This is a genomic window from Frankia sp. CcWB2 (genome assembly GCF_977927585.1).
Map to the genome: position 1 here is coordinate 14,250 of NZ_CDWRCM010000001.1, position 11,506 is coordinate 25,755.

General features: G+C 71.6%; 12 protein-coding genes. 9 read left to right on the forward strand and 3 right to left on the reverse strand.

The window, feature by feature from the left end:
* Together ACY45C_RS00090 and cobA are read left to right on the forward strand one after the other, a co-directional pair.
* Nucleotides 1-465: phosphoadenylyl-sulfate reductase (locus ACY45C_RS00090; protein WP_462185642.1), on the forward strand; the 465-nt coding region annotated here is incomplete at its 5' end.
* A 60-nt stretch (nt 466-525) separates the two neighbouring features.
* Nucleotides 526-2,028, forward strand: coding sequence for a uroporphyrinogen-III C-methyltransferase (gene cobA / locus ACY45C_RS00095; RefSeq protein ID WP_462185643.1), 1,503 nt, complete (start codon nt 526-528; stop codon nt 2,026-2,028).
* Here the strand turns inward: cobA and ACY45C_RS00100 are convergent.
* Together ACY45C_RS00100 and ACY45C_RS00105 are read right to left on the reverse strand one after the other, a co-directional pair.
* Nucleotides 1,994-2,467 (reverse strand): sirohydrochlorin chelatase, encoded by a 474-nt coding sequence (locus ACY45C_RS00100; protein WP_462185644.1) that lies wholly within the window; start codon nt 2,465-2,467, stop codon nt 1,994-1,996. The genes cobA and ACY45C_RS00100 overlap by 35 nt on opposite strands.
* Nucleotides 2,468-2,554: 87 nt before the next feature.
* Complete coding sequence (locus ACY45C_RS00105; protein WP_462185735.1) at nt 2,555-3,520, reverse strand: NAD(P)/FAD-dependent oxidoreductase; 966 nt, start codon at nt 3,518-3,520, stop codon at nt 2,555-2,557.
* Between the two features lie 551 nt (nt 3,521-4,071).
* Here ACY45C_RS00105 and ACY45C_RS00110 point away from each other — a divergent pair.
* From ACY45C_RS00110 to ACY45C_RS00135, 6 genes are all read left to right on the forward strand, one after another.
* Nucleotides 4,072-5,631 carry a serine/threonine-protein kinase gene (locus tag ACY45C_RS00110; protein ID WP_462185645.1) on the forward strand — a complete coding sequence of 520 codons (1,560 nt, stop codon included), beginning with the start codon at nt 4,072-4,074 and terminating at the stop codon, nt 5,629-5,631.
* Nucleotides 5,579-5,890: a hypothetical protein gene (locus tag ACY45C_RS00115; RefSeq protein WP_462185646.1), complete on the forward strand. Its 312-nt coding sequence runs from the start codon at nt 5,579-5,581 to the stop codon at nt 5,888-5,890. The genes ACY45C_RS00110 and ACY45C_RS00115 overlap by 53 nt, the downstream gene beginning before the upstream one ends.
* A 42-nt stretch (nt 5,891-5,932) precedes the next feature.
* Nucleotides 5,933-6,208: a hypothetical protein gene (locus ACY45C_RS00120; RefSeq protein ID WP_462185647.1), complete on the forward strand. Its 276-nt coding sequence runs from the start codon at nt 5,933-5,935 to the stop codon at nt 6,206-6,208.
* Between the two features lie 141 nt (nt 6,209-6,349).
* Complete coding sequence (gene mqnC / locus ACY45C_RS00125) at nt 6,350-7,537, forward strand: cyclic dehypoxanthinyl futalosine synthase (protein WP_462185648.1); 1,188 nt, start codon at nt 6,350-6,352, stop codon at nt 7,535-7,537.
* A gap of 24 nt (nt 7,538-7,561) precedes the next feature.
* Nucleotides 7,562-8,644, forward strand: coding sequence for an adenosine deaminase (add, locus tag ACY45C_RS00130; protein ID WP_462185649.1), 1,083 nt, complete (start codon nt 7,562-7,564; stop codon nt 8,642-8,644).
* A gap of 16 nt (nt 8,645-8,660) precedes the next feature.
* On the forward strand, nt 8,661-9,383 hold the full coding sequence (locus tag ACY45C_RS00135; protein ID WP_462185736.1) for a demethylmenaquinone methyltransferase: 723 nt from the start codon (nt 8,661-8,663) through the stop codon (nt 9,381-9,383).
* Nucleotides 9,384-9,440: 57 nt separating this feature from the next.
* On the opposite strand, the gene ACY45C_RS00140 is transcribed toward ACY45C_RS00135, so the two are convergent.
* Nucleotides 9,441-10,160 carry a dienelactone hydrolase family protein gene (locus ACY45C_RS00140; RefSeq protein ID WP_462185650.1) on the reverse strand — a complete coding sequence of 240 codons (720 nt, stop codon included), beginning with the start codon at nt 10,158-10,160 and terminating at the stop codon, nt 9,441-9,443.
* 573 nt (nt 10,161-10,733) lie between these two features.
* On the opposite strand from ACY45C_RS00140, the gene ACY45C_RS00145 reads away from it, so the two are divergent.
* A partial coding sequence (locus ACY45C_RS00145; protein WP_462185651.1) for a geranylgeranyl reductase family protein occupies nt 10,734-11,506 on the forward strand: 773 nt, incomplete at its 3' end.

Genomic DNA, 11,506 nt, shown 5'->3' on the forward strand with positions numbered 1-11,506 from the left:
CCCGAGACCGTCGGTACCCGGGACGCGGTGGCCGGAATCTACGACCTGCCGATCATCAGCGCCCGTCCGCAGCTCACCGTCGTCGGCCAGGACGCCGTCTACGGTCAGGACCTCTACCGGACCGACCCGGACCTGTGCTGCCGGATGCGCAAGGTCGTTCCGCTGGATCGGGCCCTGGCTCCCTACCGTGCCTGGGCCGCGGGGTCGCGGCGGGCGGAGTCGCCCAGCCGGGCGAAGCTCCGGGTCGTCGACTGGGACGCCAGACGGGGCAAGGTGAAGATCCACCCGCTCGCGGCCTGGACCGACGAGGACGTCGAACGCTACATGGCCGAGCACGGCGTCATCGTCAACCCGCTCCTCTCCGACGGTTACGACTCGGTTGGCTGCTGGCCGTGCACCCGGCGGGGCGCCGGCCGGGAGGGCCGGTGGGCCGATTCGATCAAGACGGAGTGTGGTATCCACTGACCTCCTCGGGCCTGCCGGCTGCCAGTGTTCGAAGGCAACCGAGCAGGTACGGTGCACGCCGTGACGGACGGGCGAAGTGTGGGTGAGGTCTGGCTGGTCGGCGCGGGCCCGGGCGATCCCGGTCTGCTCACCGTTCGCGGCCGTGAGGTGCTGGCGAACGCGGACGTCGTGGTCACCGACCGGCTCGCCGCGGCCGTCCTCCTCGGCGCCGCCCCGGCCGGCGCCGAGATCATCCACGTGGGCAAGAGCCCGACCGCGCCGTCGTGGACCCAGGAGGAGATCAACGCGGTCCTCGTCGACCGGGCGCGCGCCGGTGCGCGCGTCGTCCGCCTCAAGGGCGGCGATCCCTACCTGCTCGGGCGAGGCAGCGAGGAGGCGCAGGCCTGCGCCGTGGCGGGGGTCGCGTGCACCGTCGTGCCCGGCGTTACCTCGGCGCTGGCCGTACCCGCCTGTGCCGGCATCCCGGTCACTCATCGTGGTCTCGCGCAGGAGGTTGCCATCGTCTCGGGGCACCTGCCACCCGGCCATCCGGAGTCGACGGTGGACTGGGCCGGTCTCGCGGCCTCCCGGGCGACCATCGTTATCCTGATGGGGGTGGCGCGTCTCATGGACATCACCGACGCGCTGCTCACCGGCGGTCGCCCCGGGGCGACGCCGGTCGCGGTCATCGAGCGCGGGGCGACCCCGGCGCAGCGGGTCCTGCGGACCACCCTGGACGCGCTGGCGATCGACGCGATCGCGGCCGGTGTGCGGTCTCCCGCGGTGATCGTGGTCGGAGAGGTCGCGGCGCGCCGGGACGCGCCGGTCTCGGAGGCGGGGCCGCTCGCCGGGATCCGGGTACTCGTGGCTCGTACCCGGCCGCGGCCGGGTCTGCTGGCTCGCCGGCTGCGGCAGCTGGGCGCGGATGCGGTCGAGACCGTTGTCGCCCGGCCCGCGCCGGTCGAGGACGCCGGTGCCGTGCTGGTGGCGGCGTTGCCGGGAGCGGATGGTCTGCTGCTGGCCGATGCGGACGAGGTCGCCGCCGTGGTGGCCCTGCTGCGTCGAGCCGGCACCGACGTGCGGGCGTTGGCCGGCCTGACTCTCGTCGCGGCCCGCGGGGACGCCGCGGAATCGCTTGACGGGCTGGGCCTCGCCTCGGTGCCCGTCGCCGAGCTGTCCATGGATCCGTCGTCGACCGGTCTCGCCGGTCCGACCGGCTCGTCGTGGGTGCTGATCGTCGGCGCGGCGGACCCGCCGGACGGGGTGTGTTCCCTGCGCCGGGTGCCGCTGCTTACCGACGTGACCGCCGAGCCGGATCCCCGGATCGCCGAGGAGCTCCGGCACGGCGACTTCGACGTCGCGGCCTTCGCGTCGTCCACCGCCGCCCGCAGCACCGCCGAGATCTACGGACCTCTCCCGCCCGATCTGCTCATCGCGGCGATGGGTCGACGCAGCGCGCTGGCCTGTGCGGTGGCGGGCATGCGGGTGGACATCGTGCCCACCGAACCCGGGGTCCATCCGCTCGCGGCCGCCGTCGCGGACTTCGTCGTCACCAGCCGGTCCACCGGCTCGCCGGATGGTTGATCTTCGGAGCGGCGGCCTCGGCTTCGCGGACCAGGAGACGCAGGGTGTCGTCGAGCCGCGCGCGGACCGCGTCGACGACGCTCGCGTGCAGCCCGAGCGGCTCCGACAGCACCCATCGGGTCGTCGGGTGCCGGCACCGGGCGTCGTCGAGTGCCGCCGGGATGTCTCGGCGGGTGTGATTGCCGTCGAACAGGAAGAACGGGTAGACGACGATCTCGGTGCATCCCGCGTCGGCCAGCGTGGCGTACCCGGTGGCGATGTCGGGCCGGGCGATTTCGAGGAAGGCGGCTTCGGCCGCCCCCCACGTCCATGGCGCGGCGGCATGGCCGGGATCGACCACATGGCCGGGATCGACCAGGAGCCGGTGGGCGAGCTCCCGAACCGTCGCGTTCGCCTCATCCCGCCGGGATCCGTGACCGATCACCAGTAGACCGCGCATGTTCCCAGTGTGCGCCGCGGGTCCGTCGGCGCCCGGTCGGGCGCCGACGGACAACGGCCACGCCTGTCGGTCACGCCCGCCGGGCGCTCAGCCGCCGGTGCCGTCGTCGGAGCTGTGCCCCGGGAAGATCTTTGCCGACGGGTCCACCACCGGCGCCGCGTTGTTGACCGCCGTCGCGGCCTCCCCGAAACCCGTCGCGATCAGGCGGACCTTCCCTGGGTACTCAGTGATGTCGCCGGCCGCGAAGATCCGTTCGACTCCGGTCGCCATCGTCGGGTCGACGACGATGTGCCGCTTGTCAATGGTCAGATTCCAGCGGGTCAGCGGTCCGAGGTCGGCGGTGAATCCGAGCGCGGCGACGACCGCCTGCGCGGGTCGGACATGTCGGTCGCCGGTGCGGGTCTGCACCAGTTCGACCTTCTCGATCCACTCCTCACCGTGGACCGTGGCGACCTCGGTGAAGGTCAGGATCTCGACGGAGGACGCCTCGACCCGCTCGGCTGTGGACATATGCGCCCGGAACCGGTCCCGACGGTGCACGAGGGTGACCGAGCGGGCGATCGGCTCCAGGGACAGCGCCCAGTCGAAGGCGCTGTCCCCGCCGCCGACCACGATGACGTCCTGGCCGGTGTGGACGTCGAGCTTGGGCACGAAGTAGACTAGGCCGCGGCCCAGATGCCCGGTGCCGGTGGGCAGCGGGCGGGGGGTGAAGGTGCCGAGACCGCCGGTGATGACGACGACCTTGGCGCGTACCCGAAGACCCTGGCTGCTGGTCACCACCACGGCGCCCGGCTCGTGGGTCAGCTCGGCGGCCTGCTGGCCCAGCAGGTAGGTGGGGGAGAACTGGTTCGCCTGGATCAACAGGGCGTCGATCAGTTCACGGCCCCGGACGGCCGGCAGGCCCGCGATATCGTAGATCATCTTCTCCGGGTACATCGCGGTGACCTGACCGCCGGCCTCGGGCAACGAGTCCATGAGCGCGACTGACAGGCCGCGGAATCCGGCGTAGTAGGCGCCGTAGAGGCCGGCCGGCCCGGCGCCGACGATCAGCATGTCGACGTCGGTGTCGACCGGGGACGTCCCCGACCGCACGGCGCCGGTGACGCTCGCCCTGGCCGCGGGGTCGGTCTCCGTGACCGCGTTCGCGGGCTGGTGCGCATCGGCGGACTGCGTGACCACGGGTGACTCCCTAAGCTTGGCGGCCGACCGGCGCTGTCGGGGCAGCCGGTCGGTAGCAGCGGATGTTCCCTCCCTCATCCTGCCGGAGACACGCCGCACCCGCCTTCATCCGCGGAATGGTGAGTCGTCGACCACCTGTGGTTGTCGTCGACTACCTGCGGTCCCCTCGGATACGGCTGGCGGGAACGACCGGATCCGCCGCGTCGGCTGGCGGACAACGCTCGACATCGATTTACTCGCGAAGGTTAGCGTTAGCGTGACTTCCGCGCCGTTGCGGATGCCCGTAGGGACTGGGCGACGACGGACTGTGGCGTGATGATGGGTTCGTCTCCCTGCACGGGGAGACAATTGCGGCACCGGTGACGGCTCCCAGGCCGGAACGGTACCTGGGCCGCGGCCGGAGGTATAACACGGGCGGGAGAACAGTGACGGAACGATCGGCGCGTCGGGTTTCGCCTAGTGGCGGATATCCGGCCGAGGCGCCGCATCCCGATGATCCGACCACGATCGGTGTTTACCAGGTCGTCGGTCGGCTGGGCGCGGGTGGGATGGGAACGGTGTTCCTCGCCCAGGACGCAGCCGAGAAGTTCGTTGCGATCAAGGTGATCAGGTCGGACCTCGCCGCCGACCCGGAGTTCCGGGCACGTTTCCGGGACGAGGTGGCGGCCGCTCGGCGGGTCGCGCCCTTCTGCACCGCCCAGGTCCTCGATGCCGATCCCGACGCGCGTCGTCCTTATCTGGTCACGGAGTACATCGACGGCGTCCGGCTTGATCAGGCCGTCACCGAGTCCGGTCCGCTGCCGCTGTCGACACTGCAGGGCGTGGCGGTCGGCGTGGCGTCCGCGCTCACCGCCATCCACCGGGCCGGCATCGTCCACCGGGATCTCAAACCGAGCAACGTCATGCTGTCGTACTCCGGCCCCCGGGTCATCGATTTCGGGATCGCCCGCGCGCTCGACATGACAAAGGGCCGCACCCAGACGGGTCTGGTCCTCGGCTCGGTCGGCTGGATGGCGCCCGAGCAGATGGAGGGCGCCGCGCTCGGCCCGGCGGTCGACGTCTTCGCCTGGGGACTGCTGATCGGTTACGCGGCCACCGGCGGTCACCCCTACGGCCACGGCACCTACCTGGAGATGTCGGAGAAGATCCTGACGGGTCAGCCGGACCTGCGGGCCATGCCGCCTGATCTCACGCCGATCGTCCGGTCCGCGCTCGCCCGCGACCCCCGGGACCGGCCCTCCACCGAGAACCTGCTGCTCACCCTGCTCGGCGAGCGCGGCCGGGCCGGTGACGCGCGAGACGCCGCGACCGCCCTGCTCGACGGGACCTGGCCACGGGGACGCAGTGCCGCCGCGGCTGGGGCGGTTGCGGCCGACGGGGCCGACGGGGCCGGTCGACCGGATCCGACCCACGTTGCGACCCCGTATGAACAGCGGCGCTGGTGGGAGAATGAGTCCCGGCCCCTCGGCGGCGATCGTTGGTGGAACGACTCAGCCCGCGACATGCCCCCGCCGGCCGGTCCGCCCATGCCGCCACCCGCGCTGGCACCGCCACCGGCCGCCGACCGCGCCGCGGCGGATTCGTCCAGTACGACGATGAGGCCGACGGGAACGGCCACCGATCGGGTTTCGACGATTCCGGCGAGAGGGGCCATCCGCCGCCGGCACCGGACGCCCGCCCGATGCACGGCGGCCAGCCCCGGGCGGATTCTCCGCCGGCCGGTCAGTCCTACCCGGACCAGTCCTACCCGGACCAGTCCTACCCGGGTCGGCCCTACGCCGGCCGTGCCGCGGAGGCGGCACCGTCCCCCAGGCGCCGGCACGGCCCCGCCCCGTGGCCCAGCAGTGGCCCCCGTCGGTGCCCGCGGGTCCCGAGCCTGTCAGGGGGCGCGGTGCGCTCTCGCCGGAGCCACGGCCGGCCTCGGCCCCGTGGGTGGCCGAGGCACGCCCGGACCGGCGCGGACGCGCGCCGGCTCCCTACGCTGAACCGGCGCCGCGACCGCGTCCCTGGCGTCGGTTCCGGCTGTGGATCCCTTTCAAGCGCACGATTCCGTTCGTCCTTGTCGTCCTGCTGCTGCTCTATGCGGCGGACCAGATCGCCTTGATGGTCGACGAACAGCGCCAGCGGTTGTGGGACAAGGTCGTCACGTCGGTCAAGGACGACACCCGTGACCAGCTCGACAGTCTGTGGAACCGGGTGAGGGACACGTTCGGCGGCTCCTCGGGCGGGTCGTCGAACGGATGACCGGTAGGCGTAAACCCCTGCCCGGATAGGTACACCGTTATTATGGCCAGTTTCTCGAACAAGATCACGGATTTCCTGCACAGCCCGAAGACCAAGGAGATGGTCAACAAGGCCAAGGCCGCGGCCAACCGGCCGGAGAACCGGGCCAAGATCAAGCAGCTCCAGGCGAAGCTCACCAGCCGCGGCCACGGTCACCACGACGCCGGTCCCGCCAGCCCGGCCGGCTCCTCGACCGCCGGTTCCTCGACCGGTGGCTACACTGACGCCACCCACGGTGGCTCCAGCCCGGCGGACCCGGGGACGCGATCCGGACACTGACCGTTCATCCCCCGCGTCGCGCCGATGGCCCCGATGGCTACCCTGGGAGGATCGCCGAAGGTGATTCGACGGAGACCCCGTACGGTGCCCGATGCCAGGGGTCCCCGCGTCGCGCCGAAGGCGCTACGCGGGGAGGGCCGTATGGATGTCGATGGCGAGATTCCGGTGGGTCAGGGCGATGGTGAGATCCGGTCCGTGCTGGACCGGGCCGCAGCCGGCGGGCGTATCTCGGCGGAGGAGGCGCTGCTCCTCTACACAAGGGCGCCGCTGCACGCGCTCGGCGGTGCGGCGGACACGGTCCGTCGGCGCCGTTTCCCCGATGGCATCGCGACGTACATCATCGACCGGAACATCAACTACACGAATGTCTGCGTGACCGCCTGCCGGTTTTGCGCCTTCTACCGCGCTCCGAAGCATGCCGAGGGCTGGGTCCGCGACGTCGAGGATATCGTCGCCAAGTGCGGGGAGGCGGTCGAGCTCGGCGCCACGCAGATCATGCTGCAGGGCGGGCACCATCCCGACTTCGGCATCGAGTGGTATGAGCGCACCTTTGCCGCCATCAAGAAGGCATATCCCCAGTTGGCATTGCACTCGCTGGGCGCCAGCGAGGTTGTGCACATCGCCCGGACGTCCGAGCTGACCTTTCCCGAGGTCATTACCCGGCTGCGGGACGCGGGCCTGGACAGCTTCGCGGGCGCGGGAGCGGAGATCCTCACCGAACGGCCCCGGCAGGCGATCGCTCCGCTGAAGGAGTCCGGTCACGCCTGGCTGTCCGTGATGGAGACCGCTCACAACCTCGGCCTGGAATCCACCGCCACCTTCATGATGGGCACGGGGGAGACGAACGCCGAGCGCATCGAACACCTGACGATGATCCGGGACGTCCAGGACCGGACCGGCGGGTTCCGTTCGTTCATCCCCTGGACCTACCAGCCGGAGAACAACCATCTCGGCGGGCGCACCCAGGCGACGACCCTGGAGTACCTCCGCCTCGTCGCGGTCGCGCGGCTGTTCTTCGACAACATCACACATCTGCAGGGCTCCTGGCTGACCACCGGCAAGGAGGTCGGCCAGCTTACCCTGCACATGGGCGCCGACGACCTCGGCTCGGTGATGCTGGAGGAGAACGTCGTCTCCTCCGCCGGGGCGCGCCATCGCACCAACCGGGCGGAGCTGATCTCCCTGATCCGCGCGGCCGACCGCATTCCCGCGCAGCGCGACACCCGCTACCGGCACCTCGTCGTGCACCGCGACCCGGCGCAGGACCCGGTCGACGACCGGGTGGCCTCGCACTTCTCCTCCACCGCGCTGCCGCTCATCTCCGCGTAGCCGGGAGCACCATACAGTGACCGGGTGAGTGACCCCTCCGGATTCGCGGTTCCGTCCCCGACCGGGCCGAAGATCGAACTCCACGTCCATCTGGAGGGCACGGTCCGTCCCGCCACCCTGCTGGAGATGGCGCGCCGCAACTCCGAGGCGCTGCCCGCCCGCACGGTCGATGGCCTCGCGGACCTTTACCGCTTCCGCGACTTCGACCACTTCCTGAAGGCCTGGATCCTCACCACCCACGTGATGCGGACGGAGGCCGACTTCCGCCAGGTGGTCGTCGACTACGCCGCCGAGGCGGCCCGGGCGGGCGCTGTCTACCTGGAGGGCATCTTCTCGCCCTGGTTCCGGGTCCATCGGGGGGTCCGCGTCGAGGAGATCTTCCACGGTTACGCCGACGGGGCGATCGAGGCCAGGGAGCGCTACGGCGTCGAGGTGCGCCTCACCCCGGACATCGAGCGGGTGCTGCCAGTCGAGGCCGCGATGGAGGTGGCGCGGTGGGCGGTGCGGTTCGCCGATCGCGGTGTCGTCGGCATCGGGCTCGGCGGACCGGAGGTCGGTCATCCCCCCGAGCCGTTCGCGCCGGCGTTCGCCCTGGCCGCCGACGGCGGGCTCGCCGCGGTCCCGCACGCGGGGGAGACAGCGGGCCCGGTGTCCGTGCGGAGCGTGCTCGACGCGCTGGGAGCTAGGCGGATCCGGCATGGGATCCGGGCCGCCGAGGACCCCGCGCTGATGCGACGGCTGGTCGATCAGGGGATCGTGCTGGACGTCTGCCCGGTGTCCAACCTGCGGACCCGGTCGGTGGCGTCCCTCGACGATCATCCTCTGGCGGCGCTGCTGCGGGCCGGGGTCGCGTGCTCGCTCGCCACCGACGATCCCGCTATGTTCGGCACCGATCTGGAGACGGAGCACGCGGTCGCGGCGGGGCTCGGTGCCCGGGCCCGCGACCTGTACACCGCCGGGGTCGCGGGCGCGCTGTGCGACGAGCCGACCCGCGCGCGGCTGCGGCGGATCGGCGAGAGCACCGACTGGGACACCGTCGAGAGGGCCGCCCGCGACGCCTCGGCGGCGGCCTCGGCGCGGTTCGGCGGCGGGGAAGGGGCATGGTGAGTGAGGAAGGGGCATGGTGAGCAGAGCGGGACTCGACAAACGTCCGCGGGACGTCGCGTCGATGTTCGACGGGGTGGCCAACCGGTACGACCTGACCAACACCGTGCTCACCGGCGGGCTCGACCGGACCTGGCGGCGCGCCGCGGCGGACGCGCTGGACCTGCGGCCGGGCCTTCGGGTCCTCGACCTCGCCGCCGGGACGGCGACCTCGTCACGAGCCTTCGCGCTCGCCGGGACCGACGTGGTGGCCTGCGACTTCTCCCTGGGGATGCTGCGGGCCGGGCAGCGTCGGCTGGCGTCGCGGCCGTTGCCGGGGGAGGCCGGGCGGATCCTGCTGACCGCCGGGGACGGGCTGCGGCTGCCGTTCCGGGACGAGACCTTCGACCGGACGACGATCTCGTTCGGTCTGCGCAACGTCGCCGACACGCTCGGCTGCCTCACCGAGCTGCGCCGGGTGACCCGTCCGGGCGGGATGCTCGTGGTGTGCGAGTTCAGCCGCCCGGTCTGGGCGCCTTGGCGGACGGTCTACGTCGAGTACCTGATGCGGGCCCTGCCAGCCGTGGCCCGCGCGGTGAGCAACAGCCCGGGCTCGTACGTCTATCTCGCCGAGTCGATCCGGGCCTGGCCCGCCCAGGCGGAGCTGGCCGGCCTGCTGCGGGAAGCAGGCTGGTTCCGGGTCGGCTGGCGCAACCTCACCGGCGGCGTGGTGGCGCTGCACCGGGGTCGCGCCCCGGACTGACGGTGCTGGACCGGCCATGGTGCTGGACCGGCCGGCGCCACGGTCGGCGGGGTGGGCTCAGCCGGGAACATGCGAGTCGAACCAGGTCAGCATGCGTGACCAGGCGTCCTTCGCCGACGGGCCGTGGTAGGCGGCGGCGCGGGCGTCGTTGTGGAAGCCGTGTCCAGCCTGTGGGTAACGGACGATCTCGGTGGGCACAGACGCCTTCTGTGTCGCCGCCCGCAGGTCCTCCACCTCCGAAGTGGGGATGCTCGGATCCTGGTCGCCGTACAGACCGAGCCACGGTGCCTGCAGGCGGCCGGCGAGATCCAGCTGGGCGGGTTCCCCGAAGCGGCGCATGGTGATCCCGCCACCGTAGAAGGTGGTCGCGGCGCCGAACGGCCGGGCCACCGCCGCCTGGAAGGCGATGCTCCCGCCGAGGCAGAAGCCCACGACGGCGCAGCGGTCGATGGCGGTTCCCTCCTCGGCGAGGACGACCAGCGCGGCGTCGATGTCGGCGAGGAGGTCGGTGCCGTTGAGCTTATGGATGATCTTCACTGCGGAGGCGAGATCGTCGTAGTCGAAGACGGGCGAGCCCGCGCGGTGGAACAGGCCGGGGGCGATTGCCCGCCACCCCCCGCGCGCGAACCTCGAGCAGACATCGGTGATGTGCTCGGTGAGGCCGAACGCCTCGTGGAGGACGACGACGCCGCCGCGTGCGGGACCATCGGGTTCGGCGAGCGTGGCCGGGGCGGGCCCGTCGGGGGCGGGGATGACGACGGTCTCTGCGATGGTCATCGCGTTCTCTCGTTCCCAGTCCGTGCTGCTTCGGGTGACGGTGTTCGGGTGATGGTGTTCGGGTGATGGTGCATCCGCGCCGTCGGGACACCGGCGGCGACCGCGGACGAGCCACCGCGTTTCGGGTGACCTGTGGAGGGACTACCCCGCACGGGCGCTGAATCCCACCCCGGGGGGCGAATATGGGCCACCGGCGGGCGGTGGAGGCCGGCTTCGTGGTTTCTCCGTTGCGCTTCGCGCTGCGGGCGAGTGCTCCGGACCGACACCAGGCGGGTGAGCTGGCCTGATCCAGGCCGATCGGGCGGGAATTGTACCTGCCGCTCATGGTGGCGATCGACCGCCGAGCTCCGGCGGCGGGCGTCCGATGCCGCGAACTATCGCTCACAGTAGCGATAGGGTGCACGAAGTCAACTCGTCCGTTCTTCGCCGCATCCTGGTTGGTGCGGTTGGCCTGCGCAAGGCCTACACTCGCCGAGAACGCTCGTGAAGAATTTCACGAGCACACAGGTGGAGGGCTCCCGGTGGGGTGCCCCCGGGACGAGTGGTCTAGCAGATCCGGAGCAATTCGTGACCATGGCGAGGACAAGGGATGACGGTGCGGCCGGCCGGTCGAAGGCCGACGCCGACGTCATCGTGGTCGGCGCGGGTCCCGGTGGCTCCTCGGCCGCCTACCATCTCGCCAGCGCCGGGCTCGACGTGCTCCTGTTGGAGAAGACGACCTTCCCCCGCGAGAAGGTCTGTGGCGACGGGCTGACCCCGCGGGCCGTTCGCAGCCTCGTGGACATGGGTCTCGACACCTCGCCCGTGGCCGGATGGGCCCGTAACCGGGGGCTTCGCATCATCGGCGGCGGCGTCCGCCTGGAGCTGCCCTGGCCGGAGCTGGCGAGCTGGCCCGACTACGGCCTGGTCCGTCCGCGGCTTGACTTCGACGACCTGCTGGCCTGCCACGCGGTGAAGGTCGGTGCCCGGCTGCACGAGGGGACCGCCGTGACCGGTCCGCTGCTCGACGAGCGCACCGGACGGGTCGTCGGCGTGCACGCCAGGACCGGCACCGACCGAACATCTGTGACGTTCCGGGCGCCATTGGTCGTCGCGGCGGACGGTAACAGCGCCCGCATCGCGCTCGCCCTCGGTATCCGCCGCCGGGAGGACCGGCCGCTCGGGGTCGCGGTCCGCCGCTACTACCGCAGCCCCCGCACGCACGACGACTTCCTCGAGTCCCATCTGGAACTGTGGGAGGGCAGGCCGCGCGAGAGCCGGCTGCTGCCCGGCTACGGCTGGATCTTCGGGGTTGGCAACGGCACGAGCAACGTGGGCCTCGGCCTGCTGAACACCACGGACGCCTT